The sequence below is a fragment of the Burkholderia pyrrocinia genome (genome assembly GCF_022809715.1).
GTDB classification, from domain to species: Bacteria; Pseudomonadota; Gammaproteobacteria; order Burkholderiales; family Burkholderiaceae; genus Burkholderia; species Burkholderia pyrrocinia_C.
Genome location: NZ_CP094460.1, coordinates 634,799 through 657,696 on the forward strand (window position 1 = coordinate 634,799; position 22,898 = coordinate 657,696).

At 68.3% G+C, this 22,898-nt stretch carries 23 protein-coding genes and 1 pseudogene; 15 read left to right on the top strand and 9 right to left on the bottom strand.

What is annotated here, in order from left to right; all coding sequences use genetic code 11:
- The first annotated feature begins 1 nt into the window (after position 1).
- The 4 genes from MRS60_RS19675 to MRS60_RS19690 all read left to right on the top strand — a co-directional run bounded on the left by MRS60_RS19675 (position 2) and on the right by MRS60_RS19690 (position 1,585).
- A complete protein-coding gene (locus MRS60_RS19675; protein WP_034179573.1) occupies positions 2-400 on the top strand; it encodes a DUF488 domain-containing protein in 399 nt (132 codons plus the stop codon).
- A gap of 131 nt (positions 401-531) precedes the next feature.
- A complete protein-coding gene (locus tag MRS60_RS19680) occupies positions 532-822 on the top strand; it encodes a DUF1488 domain-containing protein (protein ID WP_034179572.1) in 291 nt (96 codons plus the stop codon).
- A 16-nt stretch (positions 823-838) separates the two neighbouring features.
- Positions 839-1,078 (top strand): hypothetical protein, encoded by a 240-nt coding sequence (locus tag MRS60_RS19685; RefSeq protein ID WP_034179571.1) that lies wholly within the window; start codon positions 839-841, stop codon positions 1,076-1,078.
- A gap of 156 nt (positions 1,079-1,234) precedes the next feature.
- Positions 1,235-1,585 carry a hypothetical protein gene (locus MRS60_RS19690; RefSeq protein ID WP_034179570.1) on the top strand — a complete coding sequence of 117 codons (351 nt, stop codon included), beginning with the start codon at positions 1,235-1,237 and terminating at the stop codon, positions 1,583-1,585.
- A gap of 53 nt (positions 1,586-1,638) precedes the next feature.
- Here MRS60_RS19690 and MRS60_RS19695 read toward each other — a convergent pair whose 3' ends face one another.
- The 3 genes from MRS60_RS19695 to lhpI all read right to left on the bottom strand — a co-directional run bounded on the left by MRS60_RS19695 (position 1,639) and on the right by lhpI (position 3,944).
- Positions 1,639-2,418 carry a helix-turn-helix domain-containing protein gene (locus tag MRS60_RS19695; protein WP_243566468.1) on the bottom strand — a complete coding sequence of 260 codons (780 nt, stop codon included), beginning with the start codon at positions 2,416-2,418 and terminating at the stop codon, positions 1,639-1,641.
- Between the two features lie 16 nt (positions 2,419-2,434).
- Positions 2,435-2,839 carry a response regulator gene (locus MRS60_RS19700; RefSeq protein WP_131948407.1) on the bottom strand — a complete coding sequence of 135 codons (405 nt, stop codon included), beginning with the start codon at positions 2,837-2,839 and terminating at the stop codon, positions 2,435-2,437.
- 169 nt (positions 2,840-3,008) lie between these two features.
- The gene (lhpI, locus tag MRS60_RS19705; protein ID WP_034179567.1) at positions 3,009-3,944 is read right to left on the bottom strand and encodes a bifunctional Delta(1)-pyrroline-2-carboxylate/Delta(1)-piperideine-2-carboxylate reductase; all 936 of its coding nucleotides are present in this window, start codon (positions 3,942-3,944) and stop codon (positions 3,009-3,011) included.
- Between the two features lie 265 nt (positions 3,945-4,209).
- Between lhpI and MRS60_RS19710 the strand changes: the two genes are divergently transcribed.
- Positions 4,210-4,947 carry a FadR/GntR family transcriptional regulator gene (locus tag MRS60_RS19710; RefSeq protein WP_034179566.1) on the top strand — a complete coding sequence of 246 codons (738 nt, stop codon included), beginning with the start codon at positions 4,210-4,212 and terminating at the stop codon, positions 4,945-4,947.
- 121 nt (positions 4,948-5,068) lie between these two features.
- Positions 5,069-6,190, top strand: coding sequence for a branched-chain amino acid ABC transporter substrate-binding protein (locus MRS60_RS19715; RefSeq protein ID WP_243566469.1), 1,122 nt, complete (start codon positions 5,069-5,071; stop codon positions 6,188-6,190).
- Between the two features lie 92 nt (positions 6,191-6,282).
- Here the strand turns inward: MRS60_RS19715 and MRS60_RS19720 are convergent.
- Positions 6,283-7,333 (bottom strand): annotated as a pseudogene (locus MRS60_RS19720) (RNA-guided endonuclease InsQ/TnpB family protein).
- An 89-nt stretch (positions 7,334-7,422) separates the two neighbouring features.
- On the opposite strand from MRS60_RS19720, the gene lhpH reads away from it, so the two are divergent.
- The 4 genes from lhpH to MRS60_RS19740 all read left to right on the top strand — a co-directional run bounded on the left by lhpH (position 7,423) and on the right by MRS60_RS19740 (position 12,687).
- Entirely contained in the window at positions 7,423-8,430 is a 1,008-nt protein-coding gene (gene lhpH, locus MRS60_RS19725; protein WP_034179564.1) for a trans-3-hydroxy-L-proline dehydratase, read from the top strand.
- Positions 8,431-8,604: 174 nt separating this feature from the next.
- Positions 8,605-11,184 (top strand): penicillin-binding protein 1A, encoded by a 2,580-nt coding sequence (locus MRS60_RS19730; RefSeq protein WP_243566470.1) that lies wholly within the window; start codon positions 8,605-8,607, stop codon positions 11,182-11,184.
- 79 nt (positions 11,185-11,263) lie between these two features.
- Positions 11,264-12,133 (top strand): PilZ domain-containing protein, encoded by an 870-nt coding sequence (locus MRS60_RS19735; protein ID WP_243566471.1) that lies wholly within the window; start codon positions 11,264-11,266, stop codon positions 12,131-12,133.
- A 224-nt stretch (positions 12,134-12,357) separates the two neighbouring features.
- On the top strand, positions 12,358-12,687 hold the full coding sequence (locus MRS60_RS19740) for a DUF4148 domain-containing protein (protein ID WP_034179562.1): 330 nt from the start codon (positions 12,358-12,360) through the stop codon (positions 12,685-12,687).
- A 129-nt stretch (positions 12,688-12,816) separates the two neighbouring features.
- Here the strand turns inward: MRS60_RS19740 and MRS60_RS19745 are convergent, their stop codons facing one another.
- Genes MRS60_RS19745 through MRS60_RS19755 form a run of 3 tightly spaced genes read right to left on the bottom strand, consistent with a single transcriptional unit; the run spans position 12,817 to position 15,133 of the window.
- A complete protein-coding gene (locus tag MRS60_RS19745) occupies positions 12,817-13,710 on the bottom strand; it encodes a DMT family transporter (RefSeq protein WP_051983617.1) in 894 nt (297 codons plus the stop codon).
- Between the two features lie 8 nt (positions 13,711-13,718).
- The gene (locus MRS60_RS19750; protein WP_034180075.1) at positions 13,719-14,507 is read right to left on the bottom strand and encodes a DUF2182 domain-containing protein; all 789 of its coding nucleotides are present in this window, start codon (positions 14,505-14,507) and stop codon (positions 13,719-13,721) included.
- 23 nt (positions 14,508-14,530) lie between these two features.
- On the bottom strand, positions 14,531-15,133 hold the full coding sequence (locus MRS60_RS19755; protein WP_175748425.1) for a DUF1326 domain-containing protein: 603 nt from the start codon (positions 15,131-15,133) through the stop codon (positions 14,531-14,533).
- A gap of 342 nt (positions 15,134-15,475) precedes the next feature.
- On the opposite strand from MRS60_RS19755, the gene MRS60_RS19760 reads away from it, so the two are divergent.
- Positions 15,476-15,880, top strand: coding sequence for a lysozyme inhibitor LprI family protein (locus MRS60_RS19760; RefSeq protein WP_034179560.1), 405 nt, complete (start codon positions 15,476-15,478; stop codon positions 15,878-15,880).
- Between the two features lie 78 nt (positions 15,881-15,958).
- Here the strand turns inward: MRS60_RS19760 and MRS60_RS19765 are convergent, their stop codons facing one another.
- Complete coding sequence (locus MRS60_RS19765; protein WP_034179559.1) at positions 15,959-16,606, bottom strand: response regulator; 648 nt, start codon at positions 16,604-16,606, stop codon at positions 15,959-15,961.
- A complete protein-coding gene (locus MRS60_RS19770; RefSeq protein WP_243566472.1) occupies positions 16,603-18,717 on the bottom strand; it encodes a PAS domain S-box protein in 2,115 nt (704 codons plus the stop codon). The genes MRS60_RS19765 and MRS60_RS19770 overlap by 4 nt, the downstream gene beginning before the upstream one ends.
- Before the next feature lie 320 nt (positions 18,718-19,037).
- On the opposite strand from MRS60_RS19770, the gene MRS60_RS19775 reads away from it, so the two are divergent.
- The 4 genes from MRS60_RS19775 to MRS60_RS19790 all read left to right on the top strand — a co-directional run bounded on the left by MRS60_RS19775 (position 19,038) and on the right by MRS60_RS19790 (position 22,783).
- Positions 19,038-19,517 carry a universal stress protein gene (locus MRS60_RS19775; RefSeq protein ID WP_034179557.1) on the top strand — a complete coding sequence of 160 codons (480 nt, stop codon included), beginning with the start codon at positions 19,038-19,040 and terminating at the stop codon, positions 19,515-19,517.
- A 363-nt stretch (positions 19,518-19,880) separates the two neighbouring features.
- Positions 19,881-20,387, top strand: coding sequence for a cupin domain-containing protein (locus MRS60_RS19780; RefSeq protein ID WP_072436775.1), 507 nt, complete (start codon positions 19,881-19,883; stop codon positions 20,385-20,387).
- A gap of 187 nt (positions 20,388-20,574) precedes the next feature.
- Positions 20,575-21,600, top strand: a complete 1,026-nt coding sequence (locus MRS60_RS19785; protein WP_034179555.1) for a DedA family protein/thiosulfate sulfurtransferase GlpE — start codon at positions 20,575-20,577, stop codon at positions 21,598-21,600.
- A gap of 247 nt (positions 21,601-21,847) precedes the next feature.
- On the top strand, positions 21,848-22,783 hold the full coding sequence (locus MRS60_RS19790) for a universal stress protein (RefSeq protein WP_034179554.1): 936 nt from the start codon (positions 21,848-21,850) through the stop codon (positions 22,781-22,783).
- The last annotated feature ends 115 nt before the right edge of the window (positions 22,784-22,898 follow it).

Sequence of the window (22,898 nt, forward strand, 5' to 3'; positions counted from 1 at the left end):
CATGGGCATCCGGATCATCCAGCTCGGCACGCCGCGCGCGGCCGGCGAGGGCCTGCGGATCGGCACGGTGCGGCGGCCGCCGCGCGGCGTACCGAAGGCGGAATTCGCGTCGCGCAACTACTATGATGTATGGCTGCCGACGCTGTCGCCGAGCCCCGAGCTCGTCGCGCAGGCGCAGGCGGCCGAAACGGACGCCGAATGGAACGCGTTCAAGCGCCACTTCCGCGCGGAGATGGCGCATGGCGATCCGGCGAAGGTGCTGGACCTGCTGGCGGCGCTGTCGGCGACCACCGCGTTCTCGATCGGCTGTTACTGCGACGACGAGCGCCATTGCCACCGCAGCGTGCTGCGCGAGCTGCTCGCGGAGCGCGGCGCGGCGATCGAGCCCGACGCGGACTGAAGCGGACTGAAGCGGACTGAATCGGCGGCACGATACCGCACTGCGATCGTGCGGTGCAGCGAACCGATTGACGTGGGTCAAGCGGGCGGCCGCGCGCGCCACTATGCTCTCGTCATGGAGTCATCACGACAATGACAAGCGGACAGATGCAGATTACCTTCCCGCCCGAGCCGGCCGAATATTGCGCGCGCGACCTGGTCGTCGCGTTTTCGGCGCTGGTCGACGGACGTTGCGTGCAGTGCGCGGTCACGGCCGAGGCACTGGAAGACCATTTCGGTGCGCCGTCGCTGCTCGAACGCGACCTGCTGGCCGCGTTCGACGCGCACCGGCCGGCGATCGAAGCGATGGCACGACGGATGCTCGAGGAAATCGGCGGCCGACCGGTGCTGCTGCACAGCGGCCACTTCCGGCTCGGCGATTGACACCGCAGGAGGGCACATGACTCTGCAGGGCAACATTCACGAACGCGACTGGTCGGTCGAGGTCGAGACGCGCCCGTGCGAATCGGGCGAATTCCGCTGCCGCGTGTCGGTCGAGCACGGCAGCGGCGCCGCGCGCTTTCATCATACGTTCGAGCACAGCCATGCATATCCGACCGAGCGCGAGGCGATGATCGAAGGGCTGCGGGCCGGAATGACGTGGATCGAGATGAAGACGTCGCAGGTATTCAACGTATGAACGGTGCCGCGCCGACAGAGGTGCGGACAGACTTATCGGCAGGCCAGCGATCGAAGAATCCGCGCCGCGCCACGGGAAATACGCACCGCCGCCTTTCGGCGCGGGCGGTGCATGCAAGGCGGTCGACGAGCGGGCGGCCCCGTCAGGAGAAACGACATGGGCGTGGGCATGCAGATCGCCTGCCTCGGATTCACGGGTTCGGCCGCGATCGAAGCCGAAGCCGGCGCGCAACTGGTGCGGCTCGAACGGTTTCGCGCGCTGATCGACGGCTGTCACCTCGCAATCGAATCGCGCGCGGCGGCCGACGGTGCGCGCACATACGACGTGCGGCTAGACCTGGTGTTTCACGACGAGGCGCCCAGGCCGCTGCCGCCGTGCAGCGGCGATGACGTGGACGATGCGCTGCACCGCGCGTTCGCCCAGGCCGAACAGGCGCTGATCGCGTGGCAGGCGGGCGGTGGCAGGGTGCTGCTGCGCGACGCGGCGACCGATGGCACGGCTCGGTGACGCACGGCGCGCGATGCCTCGCGGACGATGCCGGCGCGTACGTCTGACCCGAGTCAGACCCGCGCGAGCGCTTGCGCATCGATGATGCGCACGCGCTTGCCGCGGGTTTCGACCAGTGCTTCGCGATGGAACCGCGAGAACATCCGGCTGACCGTTTCCAGCTTCATCCCGAGATAACAACCGATTTCCTCGCGTGTCATCCGCAGGTTGAATTCGGTCGCCGAATAGCCGCGCGCCTCGAAGCGCGACGACAGGTTCAGCAGGAAATGCGCGACGCGCTGTTCGGCCGACATCGTGCCGAGCAGCAGCATCTGGCTCGATTTCCGCACGATCTCGCTGCTCAGCATCTGATAGAGGAAGTGCTGCATCGGCTTGATCTCGCGGCACGCTGCTTCGAGCGCACCGAACGGGATGACGCACACGACGCTGTCTTCGAGCGCGATCGCGTCGCAGCAGTGCTGGCCGCTGCCGATGCCGTCCATCCCGAGCGTGTCGCCGGCGATCTGGAAGCCCGTCACGTGTTCGCGGCCGTCGCGATGCATCATCACCGTCTTCACCGAACCCGCGCGCACCGCATAGATGCTCTGGAACGGATCGTCGGTGCGAAACAGCGCGTCGCCCTGGCGAACCTGCCGGGTCGTGCAGATGATCGCGTCGAGCCGGCCGTATTCGGCGGCCGTCAGTTGCGGCGGCAAGCACATCGAGCGCATCGCGCAGGCCGAGCAGCGTGCGGCGGGATGTTTGGCGGCGTCGGCGCGCGTGACCGCACGAAGCGGAGTCGTCGGCCGGGGCGCGACAAGTACGTCGGCAGCGCAGGCGGTGGCGGTGGACATGAGTCGCTCCGGCTTGTCAGGGTTGATGCACGCGAGCGTGCACCAGGGATTCGATGACACGGCACGCGGCGTCGAATTCGACGGTCTTGTCGAAGAAGTAGTCGGCTCCGGCCGTCGCGCATGCCTCTCTGAATGCCGGCGCCGAATGATTCGTCAAAACGATCGTGACGATGCGCGGCGCGGCCTTCGACAGCATCCCGATCAGGTCGAGGCCGCTGCCGTCCGCGAGCCGCAGGTCGACGATCACGACGTCCGCCCGGCTGCCGAGGATCTGCGTCCACGCGTGCTGGCCGTCTTCCGCTTCGCCCACGACGGCGACGCCGCGAATCGCGCCGACGAGCAGCGCGATCCGCTGCCGGACGGCGGCGGCATGATCGACGAGAAACACCCTGAGCGTGGCGGGCGACAAGCTGGCATTCATGCCGGCAGTATCGTGTTGCGCCGCCGGAAATGAAATCGGCCGAATTGGAAGTTGGTGTAGGCCGCTTCGACGCGTTGTAGGGCGTTTCCTACAACGCGTACGGGAAATGCCGGAGCACTGCTATGCCGCGCCGGCGTCGCTCACGCGGCCGGCGGTTTTTGCTGCCGGGTCAGCCGGCCCGGCGCGCGTCCAGCGCATCGCGCGCGGTGCGGCACGCAGCGAGATCCCACGCGGCGCAGCCGACGCTCTTGAACAGCAGCGGTCCGCCGACGGCGAATGCGCCGCCCAGCACGTCGGCGAGCGACGCGACCTGCTGCCAGTCGACCTGCGCGACGATCAGGTCGCCGGCCTCGTGGCGCGCGCCGGCCGGATCGTCGACGACGAGCCGGCTGCCGCGCACCGTGTTCGCGTCGATCTCGGCCGCATCCGCGGTGAACGCGCCGACGCCGACCACGAGCCGGCCTTCGCGCGCGGCTTCGCGGTAGACGGGCGTGCGGCTCGTCGTCAGCGTGACGACGACGTCGATCGCATCGGGAATCGCGTCGCCGTCGAGCGGTGCGAGCCGCGGCGCCTGCGCGCGGTGCGCGGCGCAGAAGGCGGCCGCGCTGTCGGCGCGGGTGCCGCGCACGTGAAGGCGCGCGTCGGGAAAGATCGCCGCGAGCGCTTCCGCGTGATTGGCCGCCTGCTTGCCGGTGCCGATCAGCAGGATGTCGCGCGGCGCGGTGCCATGCAGCGCGTCGATGCCGAGCGCGGTGACGGCCGCCGTGCGGCGGCCGGTGACCGTCGGGCCGTCGAGCGCGAAGCGCATCTCGCCGGTGGTCGCGTCGTATGCGGTCACCTGGCCGAGGATCGTCGGCAGCCCGCGCGCGCCGTTGCCGGGGCACACGTTCACGAGCTTGTGGGTGGCAAGGTCGCGCGCGCTCGACGGCATCGACAGCATCACGCCGCCGGCCTGCAGCGGCACGACCAGGCGTTCGGGGCTGACGATCTCGCCCGCCGCGTACTCGGCGACGGCCTGCCTCAGCGTGGCGAGCAGCGCCGGGTAGTCGAGCAGCGCGGCCGTGTCGGCCGCATCGAAAACGGGAATCCGGGAAAGGGCGGTCATCGTGTACGTCGCAGGTGTCGGTGAGCGTGGGCGACGGGCGCATGACGCGCCCGTCAAGGGGCTGCCGGATACCGTGACACGGAGGCAGTGTGGATCGAATCTATACCAATTTCAACCGCACCCGCAACCCGGAAAATAAACCGAAGCGCCGTTTTTGGTTCTAATATCTGTCCAGAAGGGTCGCCGTGGTCTCGATGCCGGCGCCGCTCCGGTATAGTGCGAACCCATTCCAAGTCCACGCCCGCGACCGGGCAGGAGCCAAACGATGATGTCCGCGCGTCCCGAATCACTCGAAGGCGGTTTCAGGCCGCTGCAGATCTACGAGCAGGTCGCCGAGAAGATCCGCGACGAGATTCGCGCGGGGCGCTACGCGGCCGATTCGCGGCTGCCGTCCGAGCGCGAACTCGCGGTGCTGTTCCAGGTCGGCCGGCCGGCCGTGCGCGAGGCGCTCGGCGCGCTGCAGAACGAAGGGCTGGTGTTCACGAAGCGCAATTCGGGCACCTACGTCGTCGCGTCGCCGCTCGACGTGCTCGCGGAACGCGGCGACATGCGTGCGGCGTCCGAGGCCGACTTCAGCCCGACGTCGACGCTCGACGTGCGGCTGATCCTGGAACCCGCGATCGCGCGCCTCGCGGCGTCGCACGGCCGCGCCGACCCGGGCGCCGAGCGCTATCTCGCGCAGATGGAAACCATCACCGACGTCGACGATCCGCACCAGCGCGCGCTGTGGAACGAGAGCGACCGGCTGTTCCACCGGCAGCTCGCGCTGATGACCGGCGACCCGCTGATCGTGAAGATTGCGGACGAGGTCGCGAAGACGATGGACCAGCCGCTCTGGAAGCGGCTGAAGGACGACGGCATCTACGACGCGGGCCGAATCCGGCTCTACGTGTCCGAACACCGGCTGATCTACGAGGCGATCGTGTCCGGCGATGCCGATGCGGCTGCGTTCTATGTCGAGCAGCATATCCGCCGCGTGCGGCGCGACATCGCGCCGAAGTGACGTGCGCGGCTTCGTTCTGGTCTGAAATATGACCAGAATCGCTAAAATTATTTTGAAATTGCTTGCGATGTGACCACGCGTGTCCTACATTGGTTTCACACAAAACCAATCAGGAGACATCATGCGACACCTCGTTACCGCGCTCTCGGTGGCTGTTGCCGCCGGCGCGCTGACTTCCGCGCACGCGCAGGAAGTCGTGATGATCGGCCATTCGGCGCCATTGACGGGCCCGCAGGCCGCGAACGGCAAGGACAACGAAAACGGCGCGCGCCTTGCCGTCGACGAACTCAACAAGGCGGGCGTGAAGGTGGCCGGCAAGACCGTCACGTTCAAGCTGCTGTCCGACGACGACCAGGCCGACCCGAAGGCCGGCGTGCAGGTCGCGCAGAACCTCGTCGACAAGGGTGTCGTCGCGGTGCTCGGGCCGTACAACTCGGGCGTCGCGATCCCGGCATCGCGCGTGTATTCGAATGCGGGCGTGCCGATCCTGCCGGTTGCGTCGAATCCGGCGCTCACGAAGCAGGGCTTCAAGAACATCTTCCGGATCGGCGCGAGCGACGAGCAGCTCGGCGGCACGATGGCCACGTTCGCCGCAAAGACGCTGAATGCGAAAACCGCGGCCGTCGTCGACGATCGCACCGCGTACGGGCAGGGCGTCGCCGAGCAGTTCATGAACGTCGCGAAGGCGAACGGGATCAGGATCGTCGACCAGGAATACACGAGTTCGTCGGCCACCGATTTCCTCGGCATTCTCACCAAGATCAAGGCCGGCAACCCCGACGTGATCTTCTTCGGCGGCTATGCGGCGCAGGGCGCGCCGATGGCCAAGCAGATGAAGCAGCGCGGGCTGCGCGCGAAGCTGCTCGGCGGCGACGGCATCTGCTCGGCCGACATGGGCAAGGTGGCGGGCGATGCGGCATCGATCGTCTACTGCGCGCAGGGCGGCGTCGCGCTCGAGAAGACGCCGGCCGGGCGCGAATTCCTGAAGAAGTACCACGACGCCTATCACACGGATACGCAGGTCTATGGCGTCAACTACTACGACGGCGTGAAGCTGCTCGCCGACGCGATGGTCAAGGCCGGCACGACCACCGACAAGGCGAAGCTGATCGCGCAGCTCGCGAAGTCGAACTATGCGGGCGTCGCGGGCACCTATTCGTTCGACGCGAACGGCGACCTGAAGGGCGCGCCGACGTCCGTCTACGTGATCCGCAACGGCCTGCCCGAGCCGTACGCGAAGTAACCGCGGCCAGCCTGCCATCGGACGGCGGCCTGGCCGCCGTCCTTCGTTTCAACGCATTCGATCGACCTTGACGTCCTTATATGAACACCTCCCTAAAAGGAGGTGATTCCCACACCTGGCGATGCACACCCGCATCGGAGAATGTTCAACGCAGCGTTGGTATCACGATCATGCTCGACGCCACAGTCACTGCAGGTCCACTCTCTTACTCGCAGTCCCGCGATACCTTTCGGCCGCGTCGTGCTGTCTGTCGACCCGCACGCCGAACAGGACTGGGTAGAACCGCTTTCGTCGACTTCCTCGAACGTGGCCCCGTGCGCCATCGCCTTGTAACGGAGCTTGTCCCGGAAGGACGACCAGGATGCGTCGTAGACGCTTTTCGCCATCCTGGTCTTGGCGAGCTTGGCGGCCGACACGTTGCCGACCGCGATGTAGTCGAAGCGTCGCACCAGATCGAGTGCGAGCTTGTGCTGGAAGTCCGCGCGAGCACTCGCCACCTTGGCGTGCAGCTTCGCGATGTGCCGCTTGTGCTTTCGCGCACGCTGCGCTTTCGCCAGCTTTTCGGCCGCGCGCTGGCCGAACCGGTCGTTAGGCAGCTTCTCGCCGGTCGAAAGTGTGGCGAAGTCTTTCAGACCGAGATCGAGGCCGACACCAGAGCGGATCGGGCGCGCCTGAACATCGGGTATCTCGATCGCGATATTCAGGAACCAGTTGCCGCGCGCTTCCTGCGCGAAGTTGGTGCCGTCCTTGATCTTGCCGTCGGGCAGCGGGCGACTGCTGAACACGCGGAAGGTGTGGCCGGCGAAGCGGAACGCGTCGCCTTCGCGCTTCAGATCGCGGCCCTTCAGCGGCACCCAGCCCAGCGACTTCCTGCCGCGATAGCGCAGGTAGGGGCGACGGTGCTGGCTGCGCGACTTCGCATATTGCTCGCACGTCGCATTGATCGTGCCGGAGTGGAGTCCGAGTTCCTTGCTACTGCCGGTGGTCAGTACGTTCAGGTCGAAACCTGTCGGCCACTTCTTGCTCCACTTGAGCGTGCTTCTGCGTGTCGTTGCAGAAGTTCCAGACGTAGTTCACCGCACGGCTCTGCTTGTTAAGCAGTCCGTTGAGCGATTTCACCCGGTAGCGGTATACAAGAATCATGCCGGTCATTTTAACGTTGGAATGCCGCTGTCAAACAGCGGCGCTCCTTTCCTCCCCGCCCTGAAGGACGGGGTTTCTCAGAGCATCTGATGAAAATTTCCCGATCCCTTTCCACTGTCGAAGTCCATACGGGCGGCGAAGCGTTCCGCATCGTCACGAGCGGGCTGCCGCGCCTGCCTGGCGACACGATCGTCCAGCGCCGCGCATGGCTCAAGGAGAACGCCGACGAGATCCGCCGTGCGCTGATGTTCGAACCGCGCGGCCACGCCGACATGTACGGCGGCTACCTGACCGAGCCCGTGTCGCCGAACGCCGATTTCGGCGTGATCTTCGTGCACAACGAAGGCTACAGCGACCATTGCGGGCACGGCGTGATCGCGCTGTCGACCGCGGCCGTCGAACTCGGCTGGGTGCAGCGCACGGTGCCGGAAACGCGGGTCGGCATCGACGCGCCGTGCGGCTTCATCGAGGCCTTCGTCAAGTGGGACGGCGAGCATGCGGGGCCCGTGCGCTTCGTCAACGTGCCGTCGTTCATCTGGCGGCGCGACGTGTCGGTCGACACGCCGTCGTTCGGCACCGTGACCGGCGACATCGCGTATGGCGGCGCGTTCTATTTCTACGTCGACGGCGCGCCATTCGACCTGCCGGTGCGCGAATCGGCGGTGGAAAAGCTGATCCGCTTCGGCGCGGAAGTGAAGGCTGCCGCGAACGCGAAGTACCCGGTCGTACATCCGGAGATTCCGGAAATCAACCATATCTACGGCACGATCATCGCGAACGCGCCGCGCCATCCGGGCTCGACGCAGGCGAACTGCTGCGTGTTCGCGGATCGCGAGGTCGACCGCTCGCCGACCGGCTCCGGCACCGGCGGGCGCGTCGCGCAGCTGTACCAGCGCGGGCTGCTCGCGGCCGGCGACACGCTCGTCAACGAATCGATCGTCGGCACGATCTTCAAGGGGCGCGTGCTGCGCGAGACGACGGTCGGCGAGATCGCGGCCGTGATCCCGGAAGTGGAAGGCAGTGCGCATATCTGCGGTTTCGCGAACTGGATCGTCGACGAGCGCGATCCGCTGACCTACGGTTTTCTCGTGCGCTGAGCAGCGGCGCAGATCGGCCGCCGTCGCGCGGCCAGCCGGTTGTCGTACCAGGCCTGGCGCGTCGTTCCCGTTGCGGGGGCACGCGCCTTTTTTGCGTGCGACCGGTCGCGAAGCCGTGCGGTGCGCGCCGGCGCACGGCCGCCACGGCCTGCCGGCCGCGCGAGTTTTGGTACGATGCACCCTTTTCAGCCGAGCTCCACCCGCGTGAATCGCCGAAACGTGTCGTCAGTGCGTGACTTCTGTGCCAGCTGGGTTGCGCGCGCCCAACCCGTCGCGGCTGCCGCCGTCGCGAGGGTCAAGCCTCTCGCCGCCGCCGCGTGGCAGCATCTCCGTCGTCCCACGCGCCGCGGCGTGCTGCTCACGGCCGCCGCCGTGCCGGTGCTGTTCGTGCTGTACGTGATCGCGCTGATCCCGTTCACGCCGGGCATCGGCGACATCCGCAAGGCGCGCGTCGACCAGCCGGCGCAGGTGCTGTCCGCCGACGGCAAGCTGCTGGCCGAATTCAAGCCGTCGAACCGCGAGTGGGTGCCGCTCAAGCAGATCTCGCCGCACATGGTCGACGCGCTGATCGCGACCGAGGATCATCGCTTCTACGAGCATCACGGCCTCGACTGGAAACGCACCGCGTCGGCCGCGCTCCATACGTTCTCGGGCAGCCGCCAGGGCGGCTCGACGATCACGCAGCAGCTCGCGCGCAACCTGTATCCGGACGAGATCGGCCGCGCGCCGACGCTCACGCGCAAGGTGAAGGAAGCCATCACCGCGCTGAAGATCGAAGCCGTCTACAGCAAGGACCAGATCCTCGAGACCTACCTGAACACGGTGCCGTTCCTGTACAACGCGTACGGCGTCGAGATGGCCGCGCGCACCTATTTCGACAAGTCGGCCGACCAGCTCGACGTGCTCGACAGCGCGACGCTCGTCGGGATGTTGAAGGGCAACAGCTACTACAACCCGGTGCTGAATCCCGAGCGCGCGCTGCAGCGGCGCAACACGGTGCTCGGCCAGATGGTGAAGTACGGCAAGCTGTCGGCGGCGCAGTTCGCGCAGTTGCAGCGCCGGCCGCTGCGCATCGATTTCGAGCGCCAGAAGGAGCCGCCGGGGCCGGCGCCGCATTTCGCGCAGCAGTTGCGCAAATGGCTGATCGCGTGGGCCGACCGCAACGACTACAACATCTACTCGGACGGATTGATCGTGCGCACGACGATCGATTCGCGGCTGCAGCAGATGGCGACGCAGGCGCTCACGCTGCAGGGCAATCAGTTGCAGGGCATCGCGAACAACGCGTGGAGCGGCCGCGACGGCTGCGGCACCGACAACGAGGTGTTCCGCACCTTCATGCGCGAGTCGCCCGAATACAAGGCCGCGCAGGACGCCGGCAAGGACGACGCGGCCGCGATGAAGCTGCTCGCGGCTGACCGCGGCTTCATGCGTGCGCTGTGCAAGACGAAGACCGACGTGCAGGCCGGCTTCCTCGCGATCGATCCGCGCGACGGGCAGATCCGCGCATGGGTCGGCAGCCGCGACTTTACCAACGAGCCGTTCGACCACGTCGCGCAGGCACGGCGCCAGCCGGGCTCGACGTTCAAGCCGTTCGTCTATGGCGCCGCGTTCGCGGGCGGGATGAAGCCGGACGACACGTTCATCGACCAGCCGGTCGAGATCCCGCTGAAGGGCGGCGAGATCTGGCGGCCGAACGACGACGTGCCGCCTACGGGCAAACCGATGACGCTGCGCGACGCGGTCGCGCTGTCGCGCAACCGGATCACCGCGCAGGTGATGGAGAAGGTCGGGCCCACGGCGGTCGCGCGGCTCGCGCGCGACATGGGCGTGCGCGAAAGCCCGCTCGAACGCGTGCCGTCGCTCGCGCTCGGCACGAGCCCGGTCACGCTGAAGGAGATGGTCGCGTCGTACGCGACGATCGCGAACGGCGGGCTGTACGTCGAACCGCAGATGGTGACGCGCATCGAGAATCGCCAGGGCGACGTGCTCGCCGAGTACGCGCCGGCGCCGCCCGAGCGCGCGCTCGACGCCGAAACCGACAAGACGCTGCTCGACGTGATGCGCGATGTCGTGACGCGCGGCACGGGCGGCAGCATCCGCACGCGCTTCGGCGTTCGCGGCGATGTAGCCGGCAAGACGGGCACGACGCAGGACAATGCGGACGGCTGGTTCATCCTGATGCAGCCGGGCCTCGTCGCCGGCGCGTGGGTCGGATTCGACGACGGCCGCGTGACGCTGCGCAGCGATTACTGGGGGCAGGGCGCGCACAGTGCGCTGCCGATCGTCGGCGATTTCTTCCAGCGCGCGCAGCGCGCCCGGATCGTCGACACGAAGGCGAAATTCGATACCGAGCCGTCGCCCGGCTGGTTCGCGTCGCTGCGCGAGCGTGCGACGGATCTGTTCGACACGTGGTTCAGGCCCGAGCCGACGAAGGCGCCCGCGCCAGTCAGGACGCAGCGCATGGCGCCTTCATCGGAGGCCGACGAAGGCGCGGCATCGGCCGCGTCGGCGGCATCGGCGCCCGAAGCGGCGTCCGGCGGCATCGTCGAGGAATGGATACCGGCGTCCGAAGTGGCCGCATCGGCCGCCGCGTTGTCGCCAGGCGCATCGCAGCCGCAGACGGCGCAGCCGCCGGCAGTGGGCGCAAGTACGACGAGCGACGGCAGTGCGGGCATCGGTGCGGCGCCGGCCGCCACGCCGGCCCAGCCGCCCGCGCCGGTCGCTCCCGACGCGACGGGCGCCTCGCAGTAACGAAGCCGTTCAGATTTCGCGCGACGCTGCCGTAATCATGGTGTCACGACAGCTCGCGCGGTCGTTCCGCGCTTCTCCGATGCGACCTCCCACCGACTACGTCGCGCTCGTGCGCGACGACCTCTCCGTTGGCGTTCCGCTCGGCTTCGATCTCTACGATGCCGACGGCGCCGCGCTGCTGCCGGCCGGCACGACGCTGAGCGATGCCGCGCAGCATGCTTTCCTGTTCGACCATTTCCGGCCCGTGCGCGTGCGCGATGACGCCGATGCCGATCCGCGTGCACCGGTGCCGCCAGCCCCGCGCATGGGGCTGTCGGCCGGTGCCGCGATCGGCATCCGCCGCCGGGTCGGCACGACACGCGCGCTGCAGCGCTTCCGGCTGATCGGTGTCGCAACGTCGGGCGCGCTGTTCGTCGAGCCGCAGCCGGCGGCCGTGTTCGACTTCGTGCGCGGCGACGACATCGAAGCGGTGGCGATCGGCCGGGCCGCGGTGTCCCGTTTCGGCGCGACGGTCGAGTCGGTGCAGGTGTCGGGCGCCGCGCCGTTCATGATCCTGTCGCCGCCCGGTTTCGTCGACCGGCTGCGTACGCGCGCGGAGCCGCGCGTGCCCGCGCGGATCGCGGCCTGCTGCACGGGTGGAGCCGACGGGGTGGAAGGCATCGGAATGGTGCACGACATCAGCCTGAGCGGACTGTCGGTCGCGTTCGACCGGACGATCGCCGCACCCGGCGAGCCGTTGCGCGTGCTGCTGCCGTACGCGGCGGGCGACCGCGTCGAGCAGCTGGCGCTCGACGGCACGGTGCGGGCCGTGCATGCCGATCCGGCGGCGCCGGCACTGACGCTGCATCACGCGGCGTTCGGCGAGACCGGCGCCGACGACCTGGTCCGCCTCAAGGCACTGCTGTTCGACAGGCTGATGGCGTCGGCGGATATCGACCCATCGCGCTGACGCGTGGGCCGCGCGCGCCGGATGCCGTATCGCAGCATTCGGCGCATGAATGCCGATAATCGTCTGATGATTGTGGTTATTCCGGCGAAATTGTACGGTTTCCGTCAACAGTGAATTTGCGATTTAAGTATTTACCCTGATAGTCGCGCCTCCTAGACTTCTACTCATGCGCAACGACCCCGAGTCCGACGCGCCTGACAAAACAATCCTGGAGGTAACGCATCATGAAATCGCTGATCAAGGCAGTTGCACTGGCCGCCCTGGTGGCCGCACCGGTCGTCTCGTTCGCCCAATCGAACCAGCAGCCGCTGACGCGCGCGCAAGTGCGTGCCGAGCTGGTCCAGCTCGAAAAGGCCGGCTACAACCCGAACGACTGGGTGAACTACCCGGAAAACATCCAGGCCGCACAGGCAAAGATCGCTGCCGCGCAGAACACCGGCGCGCAGGCTGACGCAACGGGCTACGGCGCGAATGCAGCTGCGACGTCGCAGTCGGGCCAACGCGTGGTCGTGCCGGCCGCCGCCGATCGTTCGTCGGTGTACTTCGGCCACTAAGCCGGCCGGCGCCAGCAACGGCGCCCGGTTTGCAGGTTCCCCCGAAACCCGTGCACGGTATCCGTGTACGGGTTTTTCGTTTCCGCATACCCGAATGAGCCGGGGCGAGCGCGGTGCGCCGGCCTGGCATTACGGCGCGGTGCCCGCATGGCGGGCACGGGTCGCGAGCACCGCTGCGACGCCACCGAGGATGGCGGCCGATGCGAGTGCGAGCCGCCAGGTCGGCTGTTCGGACAGGAACAGCACGGCGCCGCACGCGGCGATCGGCGGCACGGACAACTGGATTGCCGCGGCGCGCATGGCCGTGAGGTGCCGCAGCGCGGCATACCAGACGACGTAGCCGAGGCCCGAGGTGAGCGCACCGGAAAGCACGGCAAGCGCGACGCCGGCCGGCGTCACGCGCATGCGAGCGGCGAGCGCGACGCTCAACGCGAGCGCCAGCGGTGCGGCACGCAGGAAGTTGCCGGCGGTCGCCGCGACCGGATCGGCGGGCTTGCGGCCGCGTATCGAATAGATGCCCCATGCAATGCCGGCGACGGTCATCAGCGCCGCGCCTTGCGGCGTCGGTGCCGCGAGCCCCGGCGACACGAGATACAGCAGCCCGCCGAGCGCGACGCCGAACCCGGCCCAGCCAGCCGGGGCGAACCGTTCGCCGGCGCGCCATCCTGCCGCGAACATCGTCAGTTGCACCGCGCCGAACAGGATCAGCGCGCCGGTTGCGGCACTGACGGTCAGGTACGCGAACGAGAAGCACGCGACATAGGCGAACAGCATCGCCGCCGCGGGCCAGTCCGCGGGCGGGGCGGGCCGTCGCGCACCCGCGCGGGCAACGATCGCGAGCATCAGCGCGCCCGACACGAGGCGCAGGCTGCCGAAGCTGGCCGCGTCGATCCGCCCGGCCTGCAGCGCGAGCCGGCACAGCAGCGAATTCGACGCGAATGCGAGCATCGCGACGGACGTCAGCGCGGCGACCCGCACGCCCGGCCGTACGTGCAGCGGGAATGCGGAGGCGGGCGGGCGCATTGCGGGCCTCACGCGTGGTTCGCGACGATCAGCATGGCCACGCCGAACAGCGCGGCGCCGAGCGGCGCCGTGAGCTGCCGTCCCCACGCCGCATTCTTTTCGATGGCCATCAGCGCGGCGAGCGACAGCATCCAGCCGAGACTGCCGGCGCCTACGACGAACATCAGCAGCATCAGCGCCCAGCAGCACCCGACGCAGAAGAGCCCGTGGCTTGCGCCCAGCGCAAATGCGTTCCGCAACGGCGTGCGGCCGCGCCAGCGGCTGATCACGAAACTGAAAGGGGTGCGGCACCGGTCCAGGCAGTGTTCCTTCAGCCAACTGAACTGAAATGCGCCGGCGAGCGCAAACACGGCCGCGCCGATCAGCCAGCCGCGCCACGCGAGCGCCGGCACATGCGCGACGCCCGTCAGCACCAGTGCATGCAGCCCGTGCGCGACGAGGCCGAATCCGCTCCACACGACGACGTAGCCGACGCCGACGAGCGCGAGCAGGCGCGCCTGGTCGGGGCGGTTCGCGACGACGCGCGCGAACGCATCGAACAGCGCCAGCGTGGTCGGCAGCATCATCGCAAGGATCATCAGCGTCCAGGCCGCCGCGTCGAACACGGCCGGCAGCCATAGCGCGCCGCCCGGCAGCGCGCGACAAAGTGCGCTGAACGGTTCGGAGGCGGCACCGTCGCCGTGCTCGAGATAACGCCCGTACGGACTGCGCGTCCACGCCCACAACGTGACCCACGCGAATCCGACGAGGCTCGTGAGCACCAGCGGAAACAGGCGCCGATGCAGCGACGCTGCCATGGCCGTTTCCGTGCGATCGCGATTCACGCGTCGAACAGGAACGTGCTCTGCAACGCGTTGTGATTCTTCAGATCGAGGTCGATGCCGATCGCCGCATTCTTCGACCGGTAGACGGGCGCCTTGCCGACGAACACGGGGGCGCCGGGCACGGTCGAGAACACGGTGTCGGTCAGCGTCGTCTGCGCGCCGCTCGGGCCCAGGTACGGCTCGAGTTCCGCGTGATAGTCGGTGCCGATCGACAGCGTGCCGCGCGCGCCTTCGACGTCGAACCGGATCGGTGCGCGCTCGATCGACACGACCTTGCCGATCAGTTTCGCGAGTTCGGCGATCGGGCCGCCGGCCTGTCCCGTGTAGACCTTGAGCAGCGCCTGCTCCTGCTCGGCGGACGCCGTGTCGCTGACGTAGATCGCGGCCGTCCAGTTGCCTTCCAGGATATTGCCAGGCACGCGGCACACCGCGGCGATCGTGTTGCCGCCGACGTCGACGCCATCGACCGTGCCCTTGTCGACATGCCATGCGACGATGGTGTCGCACACGCCGAAATCCGGATCCTCGCCGATCCAGCACGGGCACAGTACGCGACAGTTGCAGACCTCGAGCAGACGGCCTTCCAGGTGATAGCTCATGATTTCCTCCAGAGAGCGATGGCGATTGCGCGTTGCGCAAGGCAGAGGAAACCGGCTGACGAAACGTCATGCCCGCTCGGCGGCACGAACGCGAAATGCGCTGGGAAATGCGCGGAAGCGGGACGGGATGGATGCGATAGCGCTGGCCTGAAGCGGCGTATCAATTTTTCCAGTGTAGGTGCGCGTGGATGATATGCAAGCCGACGCGCGAGCATGATGCCGGCTGACAAGCGGACGCGCGTGCGCTAGCATCGCGGACGGTGTCGCCGCGCGCCGAGGCGCGGCAGGGGCATCAGGCTCCGCACCGGATTCCACGACTTCAACGAACAACAAGGAGCATCCATGCGTGTCTTGACCGGTCTGCTGTGCTCGCTGGCACTGGCGGCGAACGTCGCTCATGCACAGGCGAATTGTGCGGACGCAACGGATCAGGCGACGATGACGGCGTGTGCCGATCGCGCGTACAAGAAATCCGACGGGGATTTGAACCGGACCTATCAGGCCGTCACCGCGCGCCTGCGCGATGCACGGCCGCTTGCCGACAAACTGGTGAATGCGCAGCGCGCGTGGATTGCATACCGCGATGCCGAATGCGGTTTCTCCAGCGCGAACGCCGAGGGCGGCAGCGTATACCCGATGGTCGTATCGACCTGCCTCGACGATCTGACGAAAGCGCGTACGGAAACGCTGAAGGCCTATCTGTCCTGCGAGGAAGGCGATCTCGCGTGCCCGGTGCCCGCCAGGTAAAAGTCACGCACCGTTACAGTTACCGGCCGCATGCCGCGCGGCCGGTCAAGCCTGCCATCCGCTGCTACACGTCGTCCGTTACACGTCGTCCGTTTCGTCGAGCAGCTTGTGCCGCATCGCGTAACGCACCAGCGCCGCTTCGTGCGGCATCTGCATCTTTTCCAGGATTCGCGTCTTGTAGGTGCTGACCGTCTTCGCGCTCACGCACAGCGCGTGTGCGATCTCGGTCAGCGTCTGGCCGGCGGCGATCCGCCGGAACACGTCGAATTCGCGATCGGACAGCCGCTGGTGCGGCAGCGTCTCGGCCGGCTCGTTCAGGCTCTGCGCGAACTGCTCGGCCATCGCGAGGCTCACGTAGACGCCGCCCGACGCCACCTTCGTGACCGCGCCGACCAGCTCGGCGCTCGCGCTTTCCTTCGTCAGATAGCCTGACGCACCCGCGCGGAACGCGCGCACTGCGTATTGCTGCTCCGCGTGCATCGTCAGCACGAGCACGCGCAGCGCGGGCTTCTCGTCCTTGATCTGCTTGATCAGTTCGACGCCGTTGCGGCCCGGCATCGACAGGTCGAGCACGAGCACCTGCGCGGGCGTCGAACGCACGAGCGCGATCGTCGACGGGCCGTCGCAGGCTTCGCCAGCCACCTCGAATCCGCTGGCGTTCTGGAGGATGTGCCGCAGACCGTCGCGCACGAGCGTATGGTCGTCGGCGATGAGCACCTTGATCATGTGATGAGGGTTTCCTGTTGAACGGTACTGAGCGGTAACGCGACGGTAATCGAGAAACCGCGCGCGAGCGCGGTGTCGATCGTCACGGTACCACCGAGCATGTGCGCGCGCTCGCGAATGCCGATCAGGCCGAACGATTTGTCCTCGTGGACCGCGCCGCCGGGCGCCGCGCCGCGGCCGTTGTCCGCGACGCGCAGCACGCAGAAGCCGTCCTCGATGTCGAGCCGCAGCGCGACGCGCGTCGCATCCGCATGGCGCGCGACGTTCGTCAGCGCTTCCTGGACGATGCGGAACAGCGTGGTCGCGCCCGCACTGGTGAACGTAAGGCCGCCCGTTTCGATGTGACGCTCGACATCGATCCCGTAGCGGTTCGTGAAATCGTTTGCGAGCCATTCGATCGCGGGCACGAGGCCGAGATCGTCGAGCATCACCGGCCGCAGATCGGCCGCGATGCGCCGCACCGACGCGACCGTCGCGTCGATCAGCCGCCGCATGCCCTGCAGGTGCGACAGCATGCCTTCGTCCGGCTGCGCGCGGCCGGGTACGCGCAACTGCTGCTCGACCACCGACAGATCCATCTTCAGCGCGGTGAGCTGCTGGCCGAGGTCGTCGTGCAGCTCGCGCGCGATGCGCGTCTTTTCTTCTTCACGTACGTTCTGCAGGTTCGCCGACAGTTCGCGCAATTCCTCGCGCGATTGCTTCAGCGCATTCTCGGCGCGCAGCCGCTCGGTGATGTCGCGCAGCATCACCGTATAGAGCTTGCCCGACGCGTCGCGAATCTGCGAGATCGACGCCTCGATCGGAAATTCCTCGCCGCTGGCGCGCAGCCCGAACAGCACGCGCTGGCGGCCCATCTGCCGCTCGGAAACGCCCGTCACGCCGAACTGGTCGACATGCCGCGCGTGCGCGGCGCGGAACCGCTCGGGGATGAAGCGCGACAGCGGCGCGCCGATCGCCTCCATCGCGGACACGCCGAACACCTGCTCGGCCATCGGATTGAAGATCACGACCGTCTGCTTTTCGTCGATCGTGATGATCGCTTCCATCGACGAACGGATAATGCCCATCATCCGCGCCTCGTTGAGGATGCCGCGGCTGCTCGCGCCGGAATCGGCCGTGGCGCCGGACCGGCCGCGCATCAGCGCATGGACGAGCGCCGCGAACGCGAACGACGCGATCAGTCCGGCGGCAAGCACGGTGCCGGCCGCGCGCTGCGCGCCGGTTGCGCTCGGGCGGCCGTCAGCGGAATAGGCGAGCGTCAGCACGGTGCCGCCGAAATTCAGCACGTCGGTGCGCCGCAGCAGGTCGGGCGAAGCCGATGCCTCGTCGGTCGTCGCCTCGACGCTGACGATCGCGCGCGGATCGCCGCCGGCGGTCATCCACAGGTCGATCCCGCGTTCCGCGTCGAGCGCGCGCTCGATCAGGCGCCGCGGGCTCAGCGCCGCGAACAGCATCCCGTCGGCGCCGGCTTCGCGCGTGCCGGACGGCGTGGCGGCCGCATGCGGCGAGGTACTCACGGGCAGGAACAGGGTGAGGGTGCGCGCGTCGCGGGACGTGTCGTCGTCGGCCGGGTGAACGCCGAGCGCGATGTCGCCGGTCTGCAGCGCGCGCGCCAGCGGCGCCGCGTCGGACGCGCCGAAGCGCACGACGGGCGAACTCGACGGGGGCGCGCTGAGCGCCGCGGCCGCGAGCGCGCCGCCCGGCATCGGTTTCGAGCCGGCGAGGGCGCTGCGTGTCGCGGGCGGCAGCGGCACATAGCCGATCTGCCGGACCGGCGAGCGGCCGCTGTCGAGATCGAGCGTCTCCGCATACCGGCGCCATTGCTCGGGCGTCATTTCCGGGACCAGGCTGAATGCGCCGCGCGCGCCTTCGAGCACGGCGACGCCGGACTGCAGCTCGTGGCGCAGCATCGCGCTCACGTGCGTCGTGCGGCGCTCGAAGCGCGTACGGACGGCGCCTTGCCACTGCTCGCGCACCAGCAGCGCGACGCCGAGCGACAGCACCGCGCCGGCGCACAGCGCGACGATGCCAGCCGCAAGCGGCTGGCGTAACATGCTCGGGAGGCGCGTGGGCCCTCGGGAATCACGCGTTGGGGTTCCACTGGCGGTCATTCGATGGCCATTCTGTTGTCGGGGCGGCCGGCAGCACTCGGGCAGCGCGGCAAAACCGGGCAAAACTCGCACCGGCTGCGTACAGCGTCTATTTTGAAGATGAAATTGTGCGCGTTTTACACGTTTTATGTAATAGGGTCAGCTGAAAATGCGGCAAACGGCGTGGAGCAGCGGGCGCGCCGGCCGCGCTTGACGCGCGTCAACGAGCGCGTCGGCACGTGGGGCAGACTGTTCGGCAGGCAAGCCGGCACCGGGTTGGCTTGCGGTAACGGGCCGTCGTCGTACAACGCGCGACGCGTGCCCGGTCGGAGGGACGGACCATGTACAAGCGGATTTTCGTCGGGCTCGACGGCGGCCCGAGCGCGCGTCTCGCGCTGAGCGAGGCGATCAGGATCGCGGCGGCGTCCGGCGGCGAGGTCACCTGCGCGTATGTCGTCGAGCATCGGCCGCAGCTCGTCGACGTCGACGCGGGCTTCGCGGCCGAGCGCGACGGCGATGCGGCGGCCACCGCTGCCGCGACGCCGGTGCTCGACGCTGCGAAAGCGGAACTCGCTCAGCAGCACGTGCCGGGCACCGTGCGCGCGCTCGACGCGTACGGCGAGGATGTCGCCACGGTGCTGATGCGCACGGCGGCCGAAACCGACGCCGACCTGATCGTGATGGGCACGAGCGGGCGGCACGGGCTGCGCCGGCTGCTGCTCGGCAGCGTCGCGGAATCGCTGCTGCGCACGGCCGACCGGCCCGTGCTGCTGGTACGGCACAGCGAGCCGGGCACGCGGGGCGCGCCGGCGACCGCGTGACATGCGGTGCGTTGCTGACGCATGAGCGGTTGCGGGCAGGAGACTGCCGCGCGCCTTTGCCGGATGTCGGTTTGATGGAACGCGCGACGCGCAGATCGGCGCAGCGCGCGTGAGTGCGCCTGTCACGTTCGGCGCATGCGTCGTCCGGACGACGGTGCCCCGGATGTGCGCGCATGGCCGCCGTTCCATGCCCGCGGGTTGCATCCCGACCCGCAGTTCTGGCAGCATCGACCACGTCCGTTTCCTCGCCGCGCGCATGGCTGCGGCGATCGACGCAGCGGTATCCGGCGGCACCCGGTCGCATCCGCGACGAACCGGGCCCTAGCCGGATGCCGGTTTCTCACGTTACCGACGTCATCCGCCATGCCGATTTCCGCCACCGACCTGATCCGCCAGTTCGACCTGCAGCCGCACCCCGAGGGCGGCTATTTCCGCGAAACCTACCGCGCGGCCGATTCGGTCGTGCGTCCGGCCGACGGCGCGCCGCGCGCCGCATCGACCGCGATCTACTACCTGCTGTGCGACGGCGCTTATTCGTCGTGGCACCGGATCCGCTCCGACGAGGTCTGGCATTTCTACGCCGGCGATCCGCTCGAAGTGTGGGTGCTCGACGAGCGCGACGGGCTGACGATCCACCGGCTCGGCAACCCGCTCACGCATCCGGGCACCGTGTTCCAGACGGTTGTGCCGGCCGGGCGCTGGTTCGGCGCGCGCTGCGCGTCGCCGGAGCACGTCGCGCTGGTCGGCTGCACGGTTGCGCCGGGGTTCGAGTTCGCGGAATTCGAGCTGGCCGACGCAGCCGCGCTGGCTGCCGCGTTTCCCGACTACGCGGAGCACGTCGCAAGGCTCGCGCAGCGCCCGGACGCGTGATTGTCAGAGCGGTGCAACCATCGGCCCGAAGCCCGCGCCGATGGCGTGTGTTCCGCGCGATCCCGGCCAAACCCGTTTAGAATGCCCGTGATGCACAAGGTCTGCTGCGGACGTGCCGCGGCGGCCGTTGCGCAGCCGGTCCGACGGCCCCCGTCGCGCGGCCCGCATGTCTTCCAGGAGCGCCGCCGTGTGGCACTTTCCCATTGCAATTCCATCGTCGCTCGGCCCGTGGGCCGTGTTCGCGAGCGTGTTGATCACGCAGCTCGGCGTGCCGGTGCCGGCCGTGCCGATGCTGATTCTCGGCGGCACGATGGCGGCGATGGGGCAGGCGTCCTGGGCCAGCATGTTCGCGGCGGCGATCGGTGCGACGATGCTCGCCGATTCGCTGTGGTTCTTCATGGGCCGCACGCGCGGCCGGCGCCTGCTGAACGGCCTCGTGCGCTTCTCGCTGTCGCTCGACACGACGCTGCGCTTCGCGCGTAACGTATTCGAACGATACGGCGCGCCGCTGCTCGTGCTGTCCAAGTTCCTGCCGGGCCTCGGCCTCGTGTCGGCGCCGCTGCTCGGCACGACCGCGATCGGCGTCGGCGTGTTCCTGTTCTGGGATCTGGCCGGCGCGTCGCTGTGGGCCGCGTTCTGGCTGGTCGGCGGCGCGGCCATTCACGACCAGATCGTCCAGTTCGTGCTGTGGGTGCGCGCGAGCGGCGGCACGATCCTCGACGCGTTCCTCGCGATCTTCATCACGTTCCTGCTGTACCGCTGGGTGCGCCGCGTGCAGTTCCGCCGCTATCTCGCGCAGGTGCGCATCTCGCCGCCGCAGCTCGTCGAGATGATGACGTCGGACGAGCCGCCGCTGATCTTCGACGCGCGGCCGAAAGCGATTCGCGAACGCGAGCCGTACCGGATCGCCGGCGCGGTGCCGGTCGATCTCGATTCGCCGGACCTGCTCGACCCGGAAATGCTGAAACGGCCGATCGTCGTTTATTGCGTGTGCCCGAACGAGGCCACCGCGAAGCGCCTGATCGCGAAGATGCAGCGCAAGAAGATGATCCACAACATCCGGGCGCTGAAGGGCGGCCTCGATGCGTGGGAGAAGCACGGCTATCCGGTCGAGCCACTGCCGGCCGATCTCGATTCGTCGCGCTATTTCGTGCGTCCCGAACACGGCGCGCTCGAAGGCGAATATACGGTGCGCGCGACGTTGTCCAAATAAGTCGACGGCATCGGTGCCGACGAAGTCGCAAGCGGCACGGGCATGGCCTGCGCGATCGTTGATCGCGATCATGCGCGCGTGGGCCGGACGGCCTATGCTGAACGCATTGCTTGTCCGCGCTTCGCGCGGTCACCCGGCGATCCCCGCGACCGTGCCAGCCGTTCGGCCGCCCGGCCGCTGCACGCCGCTTCCGCGCGAAGCTCCCGTCGTCGTTCTGCGACGACGCACACGCACGGAGGCCTTCGCCATGCAGCCTGCTCAGCCTATCCCGACGCTCGCGCGAATCGCGCTGGCCGTCGATCCGACGCCCGAATCGCTGGCCGCCGCGCGCTACGCGCGCACACTGCTGCGCCCCGGCATGCGATTGCGCATCGTCTGCACAATCGACAACCCGCGCCTCGTATTGCCCGACATCCCGCGCATCGACGCGCTGCTGACGTCGGCGCGCGAGGACATGATCCGCGAGGCGCAAGCCACCAACGCGCGGATCGCGGCGCTGTTCGACGACAGCGGCATCGAGGTCGAGCAGGTCGTCGTCGATACGTCGGTCACGGGCGGCACGGTCGCCGATGCGCTGGTGAACGACACGCTGGCGTGGCGCGCAGACGTGCTCGTGGTCGGCGCGAATCCGCATCACGGGCTGCTGCGGCTCGTCGAAGGCGCGATGTCGGACACGCTGACGACACGCGCGCGCTGCGCGCTGCTGATCGTGCCGGCCGGCTATGCACGTCCGTCGGACGGCACGCTACAGCGGCTGATGTTCGCGGTCGACGGCAGCGAGCCGTCGCTGCACGCGGTGCGTGTCGGGCTCGGCTTCGCGGCGCCGACGACGTTGCTGTATGCGGCGTACGTGATCGATCGCGCGGTTCGTCTGACGGATTTCGTGCCGGTGCGCGCGCTCGAGGATGCGTACCGTGCGGAGGGCGAGGATGCACTCGCGAAGGTCGGTCCGCTGTTCCATGCGACCGGTAACCCGACCAAGCGCGGTATCGTCGAAACGCGTCCGACCAGCGACGATGTGGCCCATGCGCTGATGCGCGACGCCGTGCACTGGCGCGCGGAACTGCTGGTGGTCGGCTCGCACGGCCGGCGCGGCATCGCCGCCTGGCTGATCGGCAGCGTCGCGCGCCGCGTTGCGCACCTCGCGCAAGTGCCTGTCTTGCTCGTGCGCGGCGCGGAGTGACTGGCGCGGTGTCGCGCACGAAGCGGGTTTCGGTTGATCTGCGTCAGAAACGTCGTGCGCATCGCGTGAGATATTTATGGAGTATCCGCCGACGCAGCAGGTCTGTCGTGCAAAT